This window comes from Campylobacter peloridis LMG 23910, from assembly GCF_000816785.1.
Lineage (GTDB): Bacteria > Campylobacterota > Campylobacteria > Campylobacterales > Campylobacteraceae > Campylobacter_D > Campylobacter_D peloridis.
This window is the reverse complement of record NZ_CP007766.1, coordinates 481,058-502,394: the sequence shown is the minus strand read 5'-3', so window position 1 is coordinate 502,394 and position 21,337 is coordinate 481,058. Positions and strand designations below refer to the sequence as shown.

Annotated in this window: 14 protein-coding genes, 3 tRNA genes and 2 rRNA genes; 6 read left to right on the top strand and 13 right to left on the bottom strand. The window is 30.9% G+C overall.

The genetic code is table 11. The features are described from left to right. Positions 1–54 precede the first annotated feature (54 nt). Genes der through CPEL_RS02445 form a run of 5 tightly spaced genes read left to right on the top strand, consistent with a single transcriptional unit; the run spans position 55 to position 6,532 of the window. The gene (gene der, locus CPEL_RS02465) at positions 55–1,440 is read left to right on the top strand and encodes a ribosome biogenesis GTPase Der (RefSeq protein WP_044598473.1); all 1,386 of its coding nucleotides are present in this window, start codon (positions 55–57) and stop codon (positions 1,438–1,440) included. Continuing rightward, positions 1,424–1,921, top strand: a complete 498-nt coding sequence (locus tag CPEL_RS02460; RefSeq protein WP_044598472.1) for a shikimate kinase — start codon at positions 1,424–1,426, stop codon at positions 1,919–1,921. Before der ends, CPEL_RS02460 begins: the two co-directional genes overlap by 17 nt. After that, complete coding sequence (trpS, locus tag CPEL_RS02455; protein WP_044598471.1) at positions 1,918–2,877, top strand: tryptophan--tRNA ligase; 960 nt, start codon at positions 1,918–1,920, stop codon at positions 2,875–2,877. The genes CPEL_RS02460 and trpS overlap by 4 nt, the downstream gene beginning before the upstream one ends. Before the next feature lie 10 nt (positions 2,878–2,887). After that, a complete protein-coding gene (serS, locus tag CPEL_RS02450) occupies positions 2,888–4,123 on the top strand; it encodes a serine--tRNA ligase (protein WP_044598470.1) in 1,236 nt (411 codons plus the stop codon). 9 nt (positions 4,124–4,132) lie between these two features. Next, on the top strand, positions 4,133–6,532 hold the full coding sequence (locus tag CPEL_RS02445) for a tetratricopeptide repeat protein (RefSeq protein WP_044598469.1): 2,400 nt from the start codon (positions 4,133–4,135) through the stop codon (positions 6,530–6,532). Positions 6,533–6,543: 11 nt separating this feature from the next. On the opposite strand, the gene CPEL_RS02440 is transcribed toward CPEL_RS02445, so the two are convergent. From CPEL_RS02440 to secA, 7 genes are all read right to left on the bottom strand, one after another. Further along, positions 6,544–6,618: transfer RNA gene (locus tag CPEL_RS02440), tRNA-Asn, on the bottom strand. Positions 6,619–6,674: 56 nt separating this feature from the next. Continuing rightward, positions 6,675–7,583, bottom strand: a complete 909-nt coding sequence (locus tag CPEL_RS02435) for a radical SAM protein (protein WP_044598468.1) — start codon at positions 7,581–7,583, stop codon at positions 6,675–6,677. Then, positions 7,580–8,602, bottom strand: a complete 1,023-nt coding sequence (gene hemE, locus CPEL_RS02430; protein ID WP_044598467.1) for a uroporphyrinogen decarboxylase — start codon at positions 8,600–8,602, stop codon at positions 7,580–7,582. The genes CPEL_RS02435 and hemE overlap by 4 nt, the downstream gene beginning before the upstream one ends. 11 nt (positions 8,603–8,613) lie before the next feature. After that, a complete protein-coding gene (locus CPEL_RS02425; protein WP_044598466.1) occupies positions 8,614–9,120 on the bottom strand; it encodes a YqhA family protein in 507 nt (168 codons plus the stop codon). 3 nt (positions 9,121–9,123) lie between these two features. Further along, positions 9,124–10,146, bottom strand: coding sequence for an aspartate-semialdehyde dehydrogenase (locus tag CPEL_RS02420; protein ID WP_044598465.1), 1,023 nt, complete (start codon positions 10,144–10,146; stop codon positions 9,124–9,126). A 12-nt stretch (positions 10,147–10,158) separates the two neighbouring features. Then, the gene (locus tag CPEL_RS02415) at positions 10,159–11,448 is read right to left on the bottom strand and encodes a sigma-54-dependent transcriptional regulator (protein ID WP_044598464.1); all 1,290 of its coding nucleotides are present in this window, start codon (positions 11,446–11,448) and stop codon (positions 10,159–10,161) included. 10 nt (positions 11,449–11,458) lie between these two features. Next, on the bottom strand, positions 11,459–14,050 hold the full coding sequence (gene secA / locus CPEL_RS02410; RefSeq protein ID WP_044598463.1) for a preprotein translocase subunit SecA: 2,592 nt from the start codon (positions 14,048–14,050) through the stop codon (positions 11,459–11,461). A 115-nt stretch (positions 14,051–14,165) separates the two neighbouring features. Here secA and lolA point away from each other — a divergent pair, with 115 nt between their 5' ends. Beyond that, positions 14,166–14,675: a LolA-like outer membrane lipoprotein chaperone gene (gene lolA / locus CPEL_RS02405; RefSeq protein ID WP_044598462.1), complete on the top strand. Its 510-nt coding sequence runs from the start codon at positions 14,166–14,168 to the stop codon at positions 14,673–14,675. Here lolA and CPEL_RS08695 read toward each other — a convergent pair whose 3' ends face one another. From CPEL_RS08695 to CPEL_RS02370, 6 genes are all read right to left on the bottom strand, one after another. After that, on the bottom strand, positions 14,676–15,314 hold the full coding sequence (locus tag CPEL_RS08695; protein WP_049984567.1) for a flagellar basal body-associated FliL family protein: 639 nt from the start codon (positions 15,312–15,314) through the stop codon (positions 14,676–14,678). It abuts the gene before it with no gap. Between the two features lie 2 nt (positions 15,315–15,316). Beyond that, a complete protein-coding gene (locus tag CPEL_RS02395) occupies positions 15,317–16,657 on the bottom strand; it encodes an ATP-dependent DNA helicase (protein WP_044599492.1) in 1,341 nt (446 codons plus the stop codon). A 787-nt stretch (positions 16,658–17,444) separates the two neighbouring features. Next, positions 17,445–17,561 (bottom strand): 5S ribosomal RNA (gene rrf / locus CPEL_RS02385). 120 nt (positions 17,562–17,681) lie between these two features. Then, positions 17,682–20,589, bottom strand: a 23S ribosomal RNA gene (locus CPEL_RS02380). Positions 20,590–21,102: 513 nt separating this feature from the next. Continuing rightward, a tRNA-Ile gene (locus tag CPEL_RS02375) sits at positions 21,103–21,179 on the bottom strand. A gap of 7 nt (positions 21,180–21,186) precedes the next feature. Further along, a tRNA-Ala gene (locus CPEL_RS02370) sits at positions 21,187–21,262 on the bottom strand. Positions 21,263–21,337: the final 75 nt, after the last annotated feature.

Genomic DNA, 21,337 nt, shown 5'->3' with positions numbered 1-21,337 from the left:
TAATTTTAAGGCAAATTTTATATAATCACAAATAAAAAATAAAAATGAGAATAAATGCAAAGTATTATTTTAATAGGAAAACCAAATGTTGGCAAATCAAGTCTTTTTAATAGACTTGCAAGAAAACGCATTGCTATTACAAGTGATATTAGCGGCACAACAAGAGATACAAATAAAACAGAAATTCAAATAGATAACAAAAAAGCTTTATTAATAGATAGTGGCGGACTTGATGAAAGTAATGAACTTTTTAAAAATGTTAAAGCAAATTCACTTAAAGCTGCTAAAAATAGTGATATTATTTTTTACATGGTTGATGGAAAATTTTTACCTGATGATGAAGATAAAGCATTTTTTTATGAAATGAAAAAACTTAATAAACCTATAGCATTAATAATAAACAAAATAGATAGCAAAAAAGACGAAGAAAGATCTTGGGAATTTTTAAATTTTGGTGTAAAAGAGATTTTTAATATTTCAGTTACACATAATATAGGCATAGATGAGCTTTGTATGTGGGCTGGAAAATTTTTAAATGAACAAGTATTAATTCAAGATAGCGAAGAAGATTTTGAAAGTTATTTAGAAAATTTTGACGAAAATAATGAAAATTTTAATCTTAAAAACATCGATGAAAACCATATTAAAGTAGGTATTATAGGCAGGGTAAATGTCGGCAAATCAAGTCTTTTAAATGCTTTAGTAAAACAAGAAAGATCAGTAGTAAGTAATATAGCAGGAACTACCATAGATCCAGTAAATGAAACTTTTATGTATAAAGATAAAATTATAGAATTTGTAGATACAGCAGGCATTAGAAAGCGTGGTAAAATTCAAGGACTTGAACGCTATGCTTTAAACAGAACAGAAAAAATTTTAGAACAAGCACAAATTGCACTTTTAGTTTTAGATGCAGCCGAGGGTTTTAATGAGCTTGATGAGCGTATAGCAGGACTTGCTGCCAAACATTATTTGGGCGTGATTATAGTTTTAAACAAATGGGATAAAAGCGATTTAGAATTTGATAAAACCATAAAAGAATTAAAACTTGATAGGTTTAAATTCTTAGCTCATGCGCCTATAATTAGCGTGAGTGCTTTAAGTGGTAAAAGGGTGCATGTTCTTTTGGATAAAATTTTAGAAGTTTTTGCTAATTTTATTCAAAAAATTCCAACTGCTAAATTAAACACCTTGATAGAAGAAGCCACAAAAGCCCACCCTTTGCCTCATGATTATGGTAAATTAGTAAAAATTTATTATGCAGCTCAATACGACATCGCTCCGCCAAAAATAGCTTTGATTATGAACCGCCCAAAAGCTTTGCATTTTTCTTACAAAAGGTATTTGCAAAATCAAATCAGAAAGCAGTTTAATTTTGAAGGCGTGCCTTTGATTTTAGCTTCACGCAAAAAAGGAAGTAAAAATGAACAAGAAGAATAATCTTCTTTTTGTTGGCTTTATGGGTTGTGGAAAAACAACTATAGCTAGAGCTTATGCCGTAAAATATAATCATTTCTTTTTAGATACAGATAATCTAATCAAAGAAAAATTTAATCTTGAAATTAGTGAAATTTTTAAAAAATATGGGGAAGATTTTTTTCGTAATGAAGAAAAAAAACTTGTTTATTTTTTAACTCATGTTAAAAATTGTATTATTGCTAGTGGTGGTGGTTTTATCAAACAAAAAAAACTTCGTAAAATAGGAACTATTGTTTATCTAAAATCAAGCTTTGATTATATCTTGCAAAGATTAAATACTCAAGAATTAAATTTAAGACCCCTATTTTCTAATATTAATAATGCTAAAATATTATTCGATCAAAGAATTAAAAAATACGAAAAAAAGGCAGATATTATTATAGATATTGAAAACAAAAGCATAGAAGAAATTATTAAAGAAATAAAAAAAGAGGTAAAATGAGAGTTTTAACAGGGCTTCAGCCAAGCGGTGATTTACATATAGGTAATTATTTTGGTTCTATAAAGCAAATGCTGAATTTACAAGATGATAATCAAATGCTTATTTTTATAGCAAATTATCACGCTTTAACTTCCAATTTTAATGGCGCAGAATTAAAACAAAACTCACTTAAAGCTGCTGCTGCATTTTTGAGCTTAGGTATAGATCCAAACAAAAGCATATTTTGGTTACAAAGTGATGTAAAAGAAGTCTTAGAGCTTTATTGGATTTTATCCCAATTTACCCCTATGGGACTTTTAGAAAGAGCCCATTCTTATAAAGATAAAATAGCAAAAGGCTTAAACGCAAATCACGGCTTATTTTCTTATCCTGTTTTAATGGCAGCTGATATTTTGCTTTTTGATACTCAAATAGTTCCAGTTGGAAAAGATCAAATTCAACATGTAGAAATTGCAAGAGATATAGCCTTAAAAGTAAATAACACATGGGGAGAAATTTTTACCTTACCAAGTGCAAAAGTAAATGAAGAAGTTGCAGTGGTAGTAGGCACTGATGGAGCTAAAATGAGTAAATCTTATAAAAATACTATAGATATTTTTGCTTCAGAAAAAGTTCTAAAAAAACAAATTTCATCTATAAAAACAGATTCTACTCCATTAGAAGAGCCAAAATCATGGCAAGATTGCAATGTTTATAATATCGCAAAGCTTTTTTTAAACAAGCAAGAGCAAGAAAATTTACAAGCAAGATACCAAAAAGGTGGCGAAGGATACGGGCATTTTAAAATGTATTTGAATGATTTAGTGAAAGATTATTTTGCAAGTGCAAAAAATGAATACGAAAATTTATTAAATAACCCTGCAAAATTAAAAGAAATTTTAGAATTTGGTGCGAGTAAAGCAAAAAAAATTGCAAAAAGCAAAATGGAAAAAATTTATGAAAAAATAGGACTTTAAAGGAATTAAAATGCTAGATTTAAAACTTTTACAAAACAACTTTGAAGAAATTGCAAAAAAACTAAAAGCAAAAAAAGTAGATGAAAATCTATTAAAAGAGCTTAGCGCGTTATTTATATCTTTAAAAAAAGAAAAAGCGTTATTAGAAGAATTACAAGCTTTTCAAAACAAATTCAGTAAAGAATTAGCAAATGCAAGCGATAAAGAAAAACTAAAAGCACAGCTTGTAGAAAACAAAGAAAAAATATCATCGCAAACAAAAATAGTAAGTGATTTAGAAAGCAAACTCGAACAAATTGCTGCTAGCGTGCCAAATATCCCCGATGATTGTGTTCCAGTAGGCAAAGATGAAGATGAAAATGTAGAATTAAAAAAGATCTTAACCCCACCAGAATTTGATTTTACCCCAAAAGAACATCATGATTTAGGTGAAAGCTTAGATTGGCTTGATTTTGTAAGGGGAGTTAAGATTTCTCAAAGTCGTTTTTGCGTGTTAAAAAACGAAGGTGCTTTGTTAAATAGAGCCTTGGTTAATTATATGATAGATTTTAACAAAAGCAGGGGATTTAACTTAGTCAATGTGCCCTTTTTAGTAAATGCAAACACTATGTTTGGTACAGGACAATTACCAAAATTTAAAGATGATATGTATAAAATAGAAAACGATGATTTATATCTTATATCTACTTCAGAAGTTCCAGTGACTAATCTTTATTCTAATGAAATTTTATTAGCTGAGTCTTTGCCTATAAAAATGACTTGTTATAGTGCTTGTTTTAGACAAGAAGCAGGAAGTGCAGGACGCGATACAAGGGGCATTATAAGACAACATCAGTTTGAAAAAGTAGAGCTTGTAAGCATCACAAAGCCTGAGCAAAGCGATATAGTATTTGAAGAAATGGTAAATTGTGCTAGTAATTTACTCACTTCTTTAGGTTTAGCACATAGACATTTAATGCTTTGCACGGGAGATTTAGGCTTTTGCGCAGCAAAAACTATAGATTTAGAAGTGTGGATACCATCTCAAAATAAATATAGAGAAATTTCATCTATATCAAATTGTAGAGATTTTCAAGCAAGACGCGCTAAAATTCGTTACAAAAATGAAAAAGGCAAAAATGAATTAGTTCATACCTTAAACGGCTCATCTTTAGCAGTTGGTAGGACTTTAGTTGCTATTATGGAAAATTATCAAGAAAAAGATGGCAAAATAGCTATACCAGATGTTTTAAGAAAATATTTTTAATGAGAAAAAATGGCTGAAGAAGTAACTTTAAAAGAACAAGATCAACAAGAACAAGTTTCTAATCTAGAAGAAAATCAAACCGAACAAGTGGAGATACCTTCTGATTTAATTCCACCTGAATTAGAAGAAGAAAGTACTTTTCAAAGAGTAGAAGAAGAACCTCAAGAAATTCAAAAAGAAGAAAAAAAGAAATTTTTGGATAAAAAATTTATTATTTTAATCTCTGCTCTTGGAGGGCTTGCTTTAGTTTTATTAATAATACTAATCTTATTGATTGTTCTAAAAAAAGAACCAGAGTCTTTACCTATAACACAAAATAATACTCAAGAGGATAACACCACAATAAGTATTACAAAAATACCTTCTTCAGCTCTTGATCAAATGATACAAAAAGCAAATGTTTTATACGAAAAAGGTGATATTGAAAATGCTTTGGAACTATATAATAATGTAAATCTTTTCAATCAATCACTATCAAGTTATAATCTTGGTGTAGCTCAAATGAAGCAAAAAGATTATACAAAAGCTATAGAAAATTTCAAACAATCATTAAAACTTGAAGAACATAAAGTAGCAGCAGCTATTAATTTAGCAGTGTGTTATTTTAACATAGGAGATAAAGATAAATTTTCTTATTATATTGATTTGGCTAGAGTTTATCTTCCACAAGATTCAAAATCAACTTTGTATAATTATTATTTAGGTTTGATTAATTACTACCAAGGCTTTTATCCAGAGGCTTTACAAATGTTAACAAAAACAGATAATAATCAAGCCTATAAGGATGAATCTTTTTATATTAGTGCAAAAATTTATTCTCTTTTAAATTCTGAAAAAGATGCTATTGAACTTTTAAAAAAACAAGAAAGCTTTGAAGCAAGTTTGCCTTTAGGGTTGTTATATGCAAAAACTGGAGATTATGTTAATGCAAAAGAATATTTACAAAGAGCTTCAAAAATAGATAATCAAAAGTCTCAAAGTGAAACTGCTTTAGCTTTAGTAGAATTAAAAACGGGTAATTATAATAATGGAGCACATATCTTAAAAAATTTATACACAAAAGATAAAAGTGAAGTGACTAAATATTACAACATTAAAACTATTTTGAAAAAAAATTTTTCAAATATAGATATCGCTCAACAATCTTTTGCTAAAAAAATTATTACCGGTAAACAGCATATCTATGATTTATTATTTTATTTTGCACCTTATAGAGTTTTTGATGCCAAACAAAGTATGGAACTTATTACAAAAGCTGATTTAGGAAATTTTATACAAGCATATGAGTATGAAAACCAGTTATTAACTCAAAGCAAAACATTATCTGGAGCTAATATAGAATTATCCAAAGCTATCAACTTAGCTTTTAATTATCATTTAAGAGAAGCAAATGAGCAGTTAAAAAACCTTAGCAATACATATCATGCACATGATGTTATTCATTACAATCTTGCTTTAACTTATGCGCAATTACAAGATTACATCAACGCTGCAAAGCATTTTTCAACAGCTTATCATCTAAATCCTAAAAATTATCTAGCAGGAATTTTTGCTATATTTTGCATGGATTTGACAAAAAAAGACTATACAAAATTATTTAATGAGCTTATAGAAAATTTACAACTTGATCAAAATATTGATCAAAGTGCTAATATATATAAATCATTATTGTATCTACCTCGCAATGATTATGTAGCTATGATTCCGTATTTAGATAATAATTCCATACAAAAAAAGACACCTTTAGAGCTAATGTTTGCAATAATTGCAGCAAATGGAAATCATTTAGATAGTATAAGAAATACAAAAATAAAAGAATTAAAAGAATTATTAAACAAAGATATTATTAGCAATATTTTATTCTTTAACTCGAAAAATATGGATCTTAGCATAAAAGACTATGCAAAACAAGCTCAAGGATATTTTCAAAGTATTGAACTTGATTATAATTCTTTATTTGGCGGAGCTGGTATAGTAAAAGATAGCTATATTGCTCTTATGCAAATTACTGGTTTACTTAATCATGTTCGAAATGACATCAAAAAAAGACTTTCTTTAAGTAGTAAAAACTCAGTGGGATTAATTTTTGCTTTGGCTTATATTGATATTTTTGCAAAAGAATACCAAGAAGCATATACTCTTTATAATATTTTAATAGATGATTATAAAATTAAAGACGCACAGACTCTATTTTTAGCAGCAGTTTCTGCTATAGGCTCAAATAATCCAAATTCAGCCATAGCATTATTAGAACTTGCTAAATTGGAAAATGAAGAAACTCTAGAAGCAAGATTAGCATTAGGACTTTTATACCATGAAGTGCAAAATATAGAACCGGCTTTGTTCCAATATGAAAAAGTTGGTAATAATTTCAATAGTAAATTTTTCACATTTGATATAAAATATTAGAATTAAGAAAGTGGCTCCGGATGTAGGATTCGAACCTACGACCAATCGGTTAACAGCCGACTACTCTACCGCTGAGCTAATCCGGAATCTAATAAATAAGAAGTGGTATTATATAAGAAAAAAATGTATTTGTCAAGATTTTTTATATAGTTTTGTAAAATTTTACTCCCAAAAGATTTAGTTCTTGAATTTTTGATTCTAAAAGTAGTTTTTTAAGTCTTTCTTTGCTTTTTGGACTAAAGGTATTTTCCACATCAAATTCGCTTTGAGCGCGTAATTTTAGCATTTTTAAAAGCTCATTTTCACTAAAATCAAATTTAGTTTGATTATAAAAATGCTTAGCCACAACAACACAAGCACTATCAATGCAAGAGCTAAGCTCTATTAGCCTTTGATTTGATATGGCTTTTACAGGATAAGCTGGGGGTCTATCTATGGTGCTAAAATCCACTCTTAAAGGTTTGATTTTTTTAAAAGCTTGGTTTAAAGCAAGCATTTCTTCTTCATTATCATTTAAACCTTGCACAATCAAAACTTCTATGATTAAATCGCCTTTAAATTTTTGACTAAATTTTATCATTTTTTCAAGCAAAAGATCGATTTTAATGCTTTTTAAAGCCCTATCAATACGATAAAAAGTTTTTTCTATCACGCTATCAAGACTAAATTTAACCACATCTATATCAAGCAAGGCATTAAAACTTTGTGAATTTAAAACCGCACTCCCATTGCTTAAAATCAAGAGTTTTTTATCTTTTTTTATGGCATTTAATTCTTGGATTAATAAAGCTAAATCAGGATATAAACTAGGCTCACCATTTGCAGTAAGCGTTAAAAAATCAAACTCAACACCACTTTCCATAGCATTTAAAACCTCAGCTAAAACCTCATCAACACTAGGATAAAGCACAGATTTTTCCACAGGTTTTGCGGCTTTTAACTCACAATAAACACAATCAAAATTACATTGTTTTTGGCTAGGACTTAAGTCAATCCCCAAAGAAAGCCCAAACCTTCTTGAGCTTATAGGGCCAAAAACAATTTTACTCATTTTTTAGATTGCTCTTGAACTAATTTAATAAAATATTTTGCATTTTCCACAGGAATATCAGGCAAAATTCCATGTCCTAGATTGAAAATATGCGGAGTGTTTTTCATGATTTGTAAAATTTCTAAAACACCTTGCTCTATAGCTTTTTTATCGTATAATCTGCATGGTTCCATATTGCCTTGCAAAGTGTATTTAGCGCTTAATTTTTCTTTTGCTAAATCCAAAGGCGTGCTCCAATCAACCCCAAAAACATCAAAATTTCCATTGATTTGATCTAAAAAAGCACTCACACCTTTAGGAAATAAAATCACAGGAATATGGGGATATTTTTCTTTGATATAGTTTGAAATTTCAAGCATATAATTAAAAGAAAATTCAAAAAAAGCCTCTTTTTCCAAAGCACTAGCCCAGCTATCAAAAATTTGCACAGCATTAGCACCTGCTTTGATTTGCTCTTCTAAATACAATTTTAAAGCATGGCTTAACTTAGATAAAATTTGGTGCAAAAATTCAGGGTTTTGATACACAAGTTTTTTGCATTTTGCATAATTTTTACTCCCACCACCTTCTATCATATAAGTAGCAATAGTCCAAGGGCTACCACAAAAACCAATCAATGCTTTATCATTGGCTAATTTTTCTCTAGTTAATTTTAAAGCATCATACACATAAGAAAGATTTTTAACACTTTTTTCTACATCTAATTTTTCTAAATCAGCTTTTGTTTCAATGGGTTTTGCAAATACAGGCCCCTCACCTTTTTGAAAGCTAAGTTGCATACCCATTTCCAAAGGCACCACCAAAATATCTGAAAAAATAATAGCCGCATCCACTCCCAAAATATCCACAGGCTGTAAGCTAACCTCACTTGCTTTTTTATAATCTTTACAAAGAGATAAAAAATCCCCAGCACTTGAGCGAACTTGCATATACTCAGGCAAATACCTTCCTGCTTGTCGCATCATCCAAACGGGAGTATAAGAGGTTGGCTTTTTAAAACACGCATCTATAAAAATCATTTTTATCCTTTTTAATGATCACTTTTATGTAAAAAATAAAGTCCTACACAAAGTGCTAAAATAGAACCTGCAAGATAAGCCATATCTAAAACAGTGCTAATTTGCATTTGTAAAATTCTTTGGAAAAAATTTACTACCAAAACCATGATAATAACTTTAGCCAATTTATCTTTTAATTGATCTAGGCTATGAACTTCTAAAACTTTTGATTGTTTTGTGCGTTTAAAATCTTCAATCTCACTAATAAAAAGCTCATAAATTCCAAAAGAAAAAATAAATAAAACCAGAGCCATTAAATACAAATCCACAGCCCCTATAATAAGCCCTACAACATCTTCATGTAAGTCAATGCTAGTATTAGGTATGAAAAAATAATCATACACATATTTTAAAACCTTAATCACATCATAACTTGCAATAAAAAACAACACAAAAGCACCAATAAGCCCAAAAATCACAGGCAATATAGTAACAATACGACTTTTTACCAATAAATTTTCAAAAAATTTTTCCAACATTCATTAACCTTTAACTAATTCTAACCATTTTTTTGCGATACGCACAGCATTGGTTGCTGCTCCAACTCTGATTTGATCAGCCACGCACCATAAGTGCAAAATATTTTTATGATTAATATCACTTCTTATTCTTCCTACATAAGTTTCGTTAGTATCGCTTGTAAAAAGTGGCATAGGGTATTTTTGATTTTTTATATCATCAATAACAACCACACTAGGTGCTTTAGAAAGAATTTCTCTAGCCTTAGCAACATCAACTTCTTTTTCAAAATGCATAGTAATAGCCTCACTATGGCTTCTAAGCACTGGAACTCTCACACAAGTTGCTGAAATTTCAAGCTTTTTGTGCAAGATTTTTTGTGTTTCATTCACCATTTTAAGCTCTTCTTTTGTGTAGCCATTTTCATTAAAAACATCAATTTGCGGTATTAAATTTAAGGCTAAAGTATATGGAAAGGTTTTTGCTTTAAAATTATCTAACTCAAAAGCAAAAAAGCTTTGCATACCCTTAACCAATTCTTCCATACCTTCTTTACCCGCTCCACTTGCTGCTTGATAAGTGCTTACATCAACTCTTTTTAAATTAAAAACATCATCAAGAGGCTTTAAAATATGCACCATTTGTATAGTAGAACAATTTGGATTTGCAATAATTCCTGTTTTTTTCCAATCCTTAATATCATCGCTATTGCACTCAGGCACCACCAAAGGCACATTTTCATCCATTCTAAAATGGCTTGTATTATCAATAACCACAGCCCCGCACTCCACAGCATACTTTGCATACTCAGCACTTATGCTTCCACCTGCACTAAAAAAGGCTATATCCACTGGGTTTTCTTTAAAAACACTTGGGGTTAATTCTTTAACCTTATAAGTTTTTCCTCTAAATTCTACCTCAGCACCCGCGCTTTTTGCACTAGCTAAAGGCAAAATGCTTTCAACTGGAAAATCAAGCTCATCTAAAACATTTAAAAGCTCCTCACCCACTGCACCTGTTGCGCCTACAATAGCTATTTTTTTCATTTTCCTTCCTTTTTAAGTAATATTGTATTTTTTCATTTTTTCGCTAAAAATTTTTTCACTCATTCCTATAAGCTTAGCTGCTTGGCTTATGTCTTGGGAATTTTTTAAAGCCTCTAGTATTAGTTCTTTTTCAAGATTTTTTATGTCCTTACTTTTTCTGCTTTCTAAAAATAAATCTTGTGCATTAACTATATCATTTTCGCTTAAAATACAAGCTCTTTGTATGATAGAGATTAATTCTCTGATATTACCTGGAAAATCATAAGCAAGCAAAGCATCTTTAGCCTCTTGGCTTAAGGTTTTTTCTTTGAAGTCGTATTCTTTACAAGTTTCAAGCAAAACTTTTTGTGCAATTTGTAAGATTTCTTCTTGGCGTTCTCTTAAAGCAGGTATATTAATAGGAATGGTATTAAGCCTATAATACAGGTCTTGTCTGAATTCATTGTTGGCAATCTTTTTTTCTAAATTTGCATTAGTTGCACTAATAATTCTTACATCAATTTTTACACTTTTAGTGCTTCCTAATCTTGTGATTTCTTTTTCTTGCAAAGCTCTTAATAATTTTGCTTGGATTTCATAGGGCATCTCCCCTATCTCATCTAAAAACAAAGTTCCCTCATTTGCCATTTCAAACAAACCAATTTTTGTAGCATTAGCATCAGTAAATGCACCCTTTTCAAAACCAAAAAGCTCACTTTCTATAAGATTTGCTGGAATGGCTGCCATATTTATAGCTACAAAAGGCTTTTGAGCTCTTTTAGAATTTTTATGTACAAAATTTGCAAAAACTTCCTTACCCACCCCACTTTCACCAAAAAGCATTATACTAGCATCAGTTTTTGCAGCTTTTAAAGCTAGATTAAGACAATGATCTAAAGCCTTAGAGCTACCATAAAATTCCTCATTATTTTCTTTTTTACTTGTTTTTTTAGTGCTTTTTTTAGAAGTTTTTTCTTGGATAATTTTAGCGCGTTTTATGGTGGTTACTAAGGTATTAATATCAAATGGTTTTACTAAAAAATCTTTCACGCCCAGTCTTAGTGCTTCTATGGCACGATTTAGCGTTGCATTTCCTGTGATAATAATAAAATCATATTTATTATCACAAGCTTGGACAAATTCTATGCCATCCATACCAGGCATATTAATATCTGTGATAATCAAATCCACTTCTTCATTTAGTTTTTTTAAAGCCTCACTTGCTGATTTGTAAGATTTAATGTTAAATTCTTCATATTCACTCAATGCAATTTCAAGTGATTTTCGCATATTTATATCATCTTCAACTATTACTAAATTCATTAATCAAACCTTATGCTAAAATACCCTTTTTAGGACCACTTTTTCCATGGCAATCTTTGTATTTTTTTCCACTACCACAAGGACAAGGTGAATTCCTAGGAACCTTTGTAATTTGAGCTTGTCCTTCCTCATTTACTCCACTTTCTGTGGTATTAGCCAAAAATTGCTCATTTTGCTCATGAGATTTTTCTTCAAAATTTTGGGCTTCTTTTTGTGTAAAAGTAACATTAAATAATAATTTTAAGCTATCAAATTTAATACGCTCTACAAGCTCCATAAATAAATTATAACTCTCTTTTTTATATTCTACTAAAGGATCTTTTTGATTATAACTTCTTAATCCAATACCTGTTTTTAAAATATCCATTTGATATAAATGTTCTCTCCAAAGATTATCTAAAATTTGAAGATACAAAATTCTCTCTATCCTTCTAGCTTCCATATCTTCAATAATACTCATTTTATCCTTATAAGATTTTTCTAAAATTTCACTAAGCTTGTTTTCAATTTCAATTACGCTTAAATCTTTAAAATCATTTTCGTTTAATTCCATATTGCATTCATAGTTAATTCTTTGTTTTAAAGTTTCAAAATGCTTTACATCATCCTCAAGTTCAGCATTTAGATAAATTTGACTTACTAAATGATTGCTGTATTCAGCTATATTTTTTAAAATTTTATCTTGTAGATTAAATTCCTCATCTAATAATTCATTTCTATAATTATATATAGTTTTTCTTTGCTCATTTGCCACATCATCATACTCAAGCAAGTGTTTTCTACTTTCAAAATGCAAACTCTCAACTTTTTTTTGCGCATTTTCAACCGCTCTTGTAACTATACGACTTTCTATATGCTCACCCTCTTCTATACCCAATCTCTCCATAATACTCTTAATACGATCACCGCCAAAAATTCTTAAAAGATTATCCTCTAAGCTCAAATAAAATCTACTCACTCCAGGATCGCCCTGTCGCCCTGCTCTACCTCTTAGTTGGTTATCAATCCTTCTACTTTCATGGCGCTCTGTTCCTATAATATAAAGCCCACCTAATGCTCTTATCTCATCATCTATTTTTATATCAACCCCACGACCTGCCATATTAGTAGCTATAGTTACAGCACCTTTTTTTCCTGCATCTTGGATAATCAAAGCCTCTTGTTCGTGATTTTTAGCATTAAGCACATGATGAGGAATGCGTTCTTTCACAAGCATATTGTGAAAAACTTCACTCCTTTCAATACTTGCAGTTCCTACCAAAACAGGCTGTCCTTTTGCATTGGCTTTTTTAATTTCTTCAATCACAGCTTTAAATTTTTCATCTTGTGTTTTATAAATCAAATCATCTTTGTCTATTCTAGCAATAGGAATATTTGTAGGTATAGAAACTACATCAAGATTATAAATTTGAGAAAATTCCGTAGCTTCAGTTTGTGCAGTTCCTGTCATACCTGCTAATTTTTTATACATTCTGAAATAATTTTGAAAAGTAATATCTGCTAAAGTTTGACTTTCTTCTTGAATTTTTACCCCTTCTTTAGCTTCTAATGCTTGATGCAAACCATCGCTAAAACGTCTTCCTTCACTTAACCTTCCTGTAAATTCATCTACAATAATTACTTGTTTATCTCTTAAAACATAATGCACATCTTTTTCAAATAGATTATGTGCTTTTAAAGCTTGATCAAGTTGATGAGCCAATATTGCATTATCAAGGCTATACAAATTTTCTACACCAAATAATTTTTCTGCCTTAGAAATTCCAGTTTCAGTAATCATAATAGTTCTGTTTTTTTCATCTACAACAAAATCTCCGCTTGGAAGATCTTGAGGAGTAGCAGCTGCTTCACCTCTTTGCATTTGTCTAGCTACTTCATTTGCTTTAATGTATCCATCTAAAGTTCTATTTGTAGGTCCGCTTATAATAAGTGGGGTTCTAGCTTCATCAATTAATATACTATCAACTTCATCCACGATTACAAAATTGTGCTCTCTTTGAACTTTTTCAAACTTTGAAAATTTCATATTATCACGCAAATAATCAAAGCCAAATTCATTATTTGTTCCATAAGTTATATCGCATTCATAAGCTTTTTTATGCGCTTCATCGTTATTTTGTTCTGAAAGTATCACACCAACACTAAAACCTAAAAAATTATAAATAGCACTCATTTGTTCAGCATCTCTTTTTGCTAAGTAATCATTTACGGTAACTACATGCACGCCTTTACCGCTCATAGCATTTAAAACAACTGGCAAAGTAGCTACTAAAGTTTTACCTTCTCCTGTTTTCATTTCAGCAATTTTACCCTCATGCAATACCATTCCACCGATTAATTGCACATCAAAATGACGCATATTTAAAGTTCTACGACCAACTTCTCTAACAATAGCAAAAACATCATTTAAAATTTGATCTAGATTTTTTTCATTATTTTGAATTTGTGTTTGAAAATCTTTAAAAGCCTTTTTTAAATCTTCATCACTTAAATTTTGATATTTTGCTTCTAAAGCATTAATTTGAGCTACTCTTTTTAAATATTTTTTTACCTCTCTATCATTTTTTGTGCCAAATACTGCTTTAAATATACTAGAAAACATTTTTTTACCTTTATTTATAAAAATATATGCTAAATTATATCTTTATTTTAATTAGAACTATATAAAAAGTTTGTTTGATAATTTTTTATATAATTTATGAAAAAAAAGGTAAAACATGAAATATTTTGCAATACTCGTATTATTTTTTATAAATCTTTTTGCTTTTAATATTAATTTTAAAAATTTTAGCAGTGATTTTGAACAAATAGTTCAAAGTAACAATTCATCATTAAAATACAAAGGCAATTTTATCATCACTCAAAATAAAGCATTTTGGAATTATACCCATCCTACAAATAAAAAAATTTATATTAATAATAAAGAAATTATCATCATAGAACCTGACCTAGAACAAGCTATTTACACTAAATTACAAAACACACCAAAACTTCAAAAAATTTTTGAAAAAGCCAAAAAACTATCATCGAACACTTATGAAGCTCACTATGAAAATACCACATATAAAATTAAACTAAAAAATGATGATTCATTAGAAAGTATTTCTTATAGTGATGAACTTAATAATCTCATTACTATATTCTTTTTTAATCAAAAATTTGATCAAAATATAAATGAAAATTTATTTAGCCCAAAAATTCCTGCAAATTTTGATATTGTTCAATGATTAATATGGCAACTCTTTGAACAAATCTTGATCCTTACTTGGTGCTAGCATTTGCATTTGCGTATTTTCCATAGTTTTTAAAATTATATCCATCGCTTCTTTGCTCGTGTTAACATCTTGTATATTTGAACTATTTATATCTTGCTTGATAATTTCTGTGCTTATATTAGCATCTTCATTTTTACTTATATTATGCTCTTTGTTTTCAAGAATATTTTTAGTATTTTCTATTTTTTTAGACACCACCTTCTCTTTAATATCTGTTTTATCCATATCCTTTAAAAAGCGTTTTAATTCTTCTAAGTCAAATTCTTGTATAGAATTGATTTTTAAAATATAAATATTTTTTATATGAGTTTTGTATTTTTTATTACTAAATTTAAGTAAAGTTTCTTTGAAATTATTTTTTCCAATTTCTGTAAATAAATCTTCATAAAAATAGCTTGAAATTATTGTATTTAAAGCATCAATAATTTTTATTTCATCTAAATTATCACCTTCAAATTCTAATGTTATTTCTATTTTTTTTAAAGTATTATTTCCTATTTTAGAATATAAATCTGTTCTAAAATCTTCAATACTCAAAGAATTAGCTAAAACACTAAATTGTAAAAAAAATAAAAACACAAGCCATTTCATCGTTACATCTCCTCATTATCTTCTAAATTTATAAATTTTTCTTCCATATAAAATTGTCTAACTTCTTTGTCTATTTTTAAAATTTTTAAAAAATAATCTTCAAAAGGTATTTTGTAATTATATACAATTTTTAAATTGCAAGGATTAACAGCTCTTGATAAGCAAACATATAATTGTCCTTTTTCAAAAATTCCATCAATATCACATATTAAATAATCTATACTCATTCCTTGAGATTTGTGTATAGTAATTGCGTATGCTAGTTTTATAGGAAATTGTATAAATTTTGCTCTTATTTTCACCTCTATTTTATCATCATTTATTTCATACTCTTCAAAAGTATATTCATAAGGTTTAATTCTCAATCGCTCGCCATTATTTTTCTCGATTAAAATATACTCTTTTTCATCTTCATAAATAAAATCAATTACAACTCCTTGTTCTCCATTATAATAATTTTCTTCTTTATTATTAACGCAAAAAATTATTTTAGCTCCTATTTTTAATTTTAACACTTCTAAAGAATTTAAACTATTAATCCATTGATGATAAATTTTATCATCCAATAACACATCTAATTTTTCACTTTTTGAATTAAAAACATATTCCTTTCCTTCTAATAAATTTAATTTTTTTTCATTAACTTGGTTTGTTTTTTTATTAGTAGAACATAACAAGGTATATGTATTTGTATATTCAAGTAAATTTTCTTTTTTGATAAGCATTTTTTTAAAAAAATCAAGTGTTTCTTGTTTAAGAATACCCATTCTCAAGTAAAATAAATAATCATAAAATTGTCTATCACTTGTTCTTTTAGCTAATGTAAGCATTACATTTGTAAAATTAAAATCTTTCCAAGCCTGAGATGAAAACGCATATAAACTAGCTTGAAATAAATTATTTATTTGAGTGTTAAAATCTACAACTGGAGGAAGTTGAAAAAAATCACCTACCAATAAAATTTTTCCATTAAATTCAGATCTTATAAGCCTATAATAAATCATTTCCATTAAAGAAGCACTAACCATAGAAATTTCATCAATAACTAACAAATCACATTGTTTTAAAATTCGTTTTAGTTTTTCTAATTTATCCTTTTGTTTTCTATCTTCATAATATAATTCATCGTAATTTTTACATCTTTTAAAAGCAAAAAAACTATGCAAGGTTACACCGCCTATATTAAAAGCACTAATAGCACTAGAACCCAAAACGATAACTATTTTTCCTTGCTGCCTATACGCCTTAATAAGCTCCATAGTTAAAAAAGATTTTCCAACACCTGCTCCACCGGTTAAAAAAACATTATTGTATTTTAATTTCTCAATCAATCTGTCTAAAATCATCATAAAATTATACCAAATCCAAATCACATCTTTTAATTAATTATCCTCATCACCCCAACCCAACCATACCTAAAACAAACAATCTAAACCCATAAGATTAAACTAAAAACTATTTCTCACTCAAACTCACTTACAAACACTCTTTTGTAAAAAATAAATCTCTATACCAATACTTTATCCACTCTAACACTAAAATAATTTATTTTACAAGCTAAACAATAAAAACCTAAAACTAAATCTAACACTAAAAAATAGCTATTTTTATAATAGGAAATAAAGAAAAATACATTAAACTTAAGCATTTTGAATATCTTAAAGATATACACACTATCACACCATAAATCATACACAAACATAATATTGCTAGCTAAATACTCTAAGCTAGCTTTTTATTAAATAAACTATAAAAATCTCTCAACACAATCCATAAAAAATAAAGAATAAAATAAATTAAAAAAACTAAAAAATAATATAATTAAATAAAAAAATAAAATAATAAAACCTAAAAATCATCCCAACTAAAAAATAAAAACCAAATTTAGCAAATTTATTATAAGTATTTTAAAACCGAAAAATTAAAACAACCAGAAGAAATAAAATAATAAAACTAAAAAAATAAAAAACAGAATAAATTAAAAACCATAAAAATTTAAAAAAATAAAACAATCAATTAAAAAATAAACTAATTTAAAAGTTAAACCAATAAATAACTAAATAATTTTAATAACTAACAATAAAAATAAACATAGGATTATATATAAAGTAAGAATAATAAGAATTAACAAGTCCGCAATGAGCTACTTTCCCCCTGCCAGTAAGGCGTAGTATCATCACCCACGATGTGCTTAGCTTCTTGGTTCGGGATGGGACAAGGCGTCTCCACATCTGTATAATCACGGACATTGTTATTTAAATATTCTTTATTAAGAATACTTAAAAAACAATGTTAAGAGCAAGTTTAAAAAACTTTTTTACCTTTTAAGATTTTAAAAACCTTAACAAGGAAGTGATGCTTATAAAAAAAGATAAGCCAAACGCTCTATTAGTACTGGTCAGCTAAAAGACTTTCATCCATTACACACCCAGCCTATCAAACTAGTAGTCTTCTAGAGAGCTTAGAGAAGATTCATCTTAGAGTTGGCTTCACGCTTAGATGCTTTCAGCGTTTATCCTTTCCAAACTTAGCTACGCTGCGATGCTCTTGGCAGAACAACAGCTACACCAGTGGTTTGTTCAACCCGGTCCTCTCGTACTAGGGTCAAATCTCTTCAATCTTCTTACGCCCACGGCAGATAGGGACCGAACTGTCTCACGACGTTCTGAACCCAGCTCGCGTACCGCTTTAAATGGCGAACAGCCATACCCTTGGGACCTGCTCCAGCCCCAGGATGCGATGAGCCGACATCGAGGTGCCAAACCTCCCCGTCGATGTGAGCTCTTGGGGGAGATCAGCCTGTTATCCCCGGGGTACCTTTTATCCTTTGAGCGATGGCCCTTCCACACAGAACCACCGGATCACTAAGACCGACTTTCGTCTCTGCTTGACTTGTATGTCTTGCAGTTAAGCTGGCTTATACCTTTATACTCTACGAACGATTTCCAACCGTTCTGAGCCAACCTTTGTAAGCCTCCGTTATTATTTGGGAGGCGACCGCCCCAGTCAAACTACCCACCAGACATTGTCCTACTTGAGGATAACTCAAGCTAGTTAGCTACCCAAATAAGAAAGAGTGGTATCTCAACAATGGCTCATAATAAACTGGCGTCTATTACTCAAAGCCTCCCACCTATCCTGCACATTCTTATCCAAATAGCAGTGTCAAGCTGTAGTAAAGGTCCACGGGGTCTTTCCGTCTTGCCGCGGGTAGGAGGAATTTTCACCTCCACTACAATTTCACTGGATCCCTCTTTGAGACAGCTCCCATCTCGTTACGCCATTCATGCAGGTCGGTATTTAACCGACAAGGAATTTCGCTACCTTAGGACCGTTATAGTTACGGCCGCCGTTTACTCGGGCTTCGATCAAGAGCTTCGCTAATGCTAACCCCATCAATTAACCTTCGAGCACCGGGCAGGCGTCACACCCTATACATCCTCTTACGAGTTAGCAGAGTGCTGTGTTTTTGGTAAACAGTCGGGAGGGACTCTTTGTTGTAAGTTTCTTTGCTTTCGAAGTAAATTCTAATACAAAGCGAACCACACCTTATACCGAAGATACGGTGCTATTTTGCAGAGTTCCTTAAAGAGAGTTCTTCCACGCGCCTTAGAATACTCATCCCACCCACCTGTGTCGGTTTACGGTACGGGCAACATTAGCTAAACTTAGAAACTTTTCTTGGCTCGACGGCATCAGCAATTCTCCTATCCATCCGAAGACTTCAAAGAGCCTTTAAGATCTCGGAGTATTCTTATACGGATTTGCCTATATAAGCTCCTACATCCTTAGACTAGCACTTCCATCCGCTAGCTTGCTTAGCCCTAAGCGTCCTTCCATCGCACACTAATGTTGGTATTGGAATATTAACCAATTTGCCATCACCTACCCCTTTCGGACTCGGCTTAGGACCCGACTAACCCTACGATGACGAGCATCGCGTAGGAAACCTTGGGTTTACGGCGTTAATGATTCTCACATTAATTATCGCTACTCATGCCTGCATGCTCACTTCTATTCGCTCCAGCACTCCTTACCGGTATACCTTCGACGCAAATAGAACGCTCTCCTACCACTTAGTAAAACTAAGTCTATAGCTTCGGTGCTTACTTTAGCCCCGTTATATTTTCCGCGCAAAATCACTAGACCAGTGAGCTATTACGCTTTCTTTAAAGGATGGCTGCTTCTAAGCCAACCTCCTGGTTGTTTAAGTAACTTCACATCGTTTTCCACTTAAGTAAGACTTGGGGACCTTAGCTGATAGTCTGGGTTGTTTCCCTCTTGACGACGGATTTTATCACTCGCCGCCTGACTGCTGTGATTACATATAAGGTATTCGGAGTTTGATAGGGTTTGGTACATTGGTGTATGCCCTAGCCCATTCAGTGCTCTACCCCCTTATATTACGACACAACGCTATACCTAAATATATTTCGGAGAGAACCAGCTATCACGAAGTTTGATTGGCCTTTCACCCCTATCCACAAGTCATCCCATAGCTTTTCAACGCTAGCGGGTTCAGTCCTCCACTAGTTCTTACACTAGCTTCAACTTGCTCATGGATAGATCACTTCGTTTCGGGTCTGCAGCATCTGACTTAAGCGCCCTATTCAGACTCGCTTTCGCTACGGCTTCGCGTGTGCTTAACCTTGCCAGACACCACAACTCGCAGGCTCATTATGCAAAAGGCAGTCCATCACCCTGTATTGCTACATAGGGCTCTGAATGATTGTAAGCAAATGGTTTCAGGTTCTATTTCACTCTGATCACCTCAGTTCTTTTCACCTTTCCCTCACGGTACTTGTGCACTATCGATCTGGTATTAGTATTTAGGGTTGGATCGTGGTCGACCCAGCTTCAGACAAAATTCCACGTGTTTCGCCCTACTCAGGATACTGCTAGCTAAAGTTTGGTTTTCGTATACGGGACTATCACCCTCTATGGCTACACTTTCCAGAGTGTTCTACTAACCTTACTTATTGCACATTGCAGTCCTACAACCCCCAGTGCAAGCACTGGGTTTGCCCTCTTACGCTTTCGCTCGCCGCTACTGACGCAATCTCTATTGATTTCTTTTCCTGTAGGTACTAAGATGTTTCAATTCCCTACGTTCGCTCCATTATGGTAGTATATATCTCTATATACTGGGTTGCCCCATTCGGAAATCTACGGATCAAAGCTTCTTGACAGCTCCCCGTAGCTTATCGCAGTCTAGTACGTCCTTCATCGCCTTTACCAGTCAAGGCATCCACCATTCGCTCTTAGTAGCTTACCTTTTTTACCTTTTATTCTAAAACGCATCACTTCCTTGTTAAAGTTTTTAATGATAAGACTTTACTATCTTAAGACGGAAAGCATTTAAACACTTAAGGCAAACTAAAATATTAGTTTTATTAAGTCGTGAGTTTAAAACTTATCTTTAACTAGAGGTTAAAGAAAAGATAGTTAGGTTTTATCCTTTAACAAGTCCTGTAAAATTGTTTTTATTAAACTTGCTTGTGACTCTTAACAATGATAATTTAAATAACATTAAATAAAGCAATAAAATCTATAAAGCATAAGTTTTATAAAAGTATATGAAAAAACTTTTACAAATCTTGTTTTAAATTAATCAATTTTATTATTTTATTTAGCTTAGGTCTTAAAACCTAAAGCAAGTATATATAAAGACTTTAAATAATTTAAAAATATAAATAAAGTAGTAAGTCTTTAATTTATATGTTTTTATATACTTGCTTTAAGTTTTAAAACTTATAAATGCTTATATGTTTTTCAAATCTTTTTTACATGGTGGGCCTAACAAGACTTGAACTTGTGACCTCACCCTTATCAGGGGTGCACTCTAACCAGCTGAGCTATAGGCCCTTAATAATGGTGGAGAATAGCGGGATCGAACCGCTGACCTCCTGCGTGCAAAGCAGGCGCTCTCCCAGCTGAGCTAATTCCCCAAAATTAGCTTTTTCATCAATCTTTGAAATCTAAACAAGGATGATTGAGTTATATATGAAGTAATAGTTGTGAGA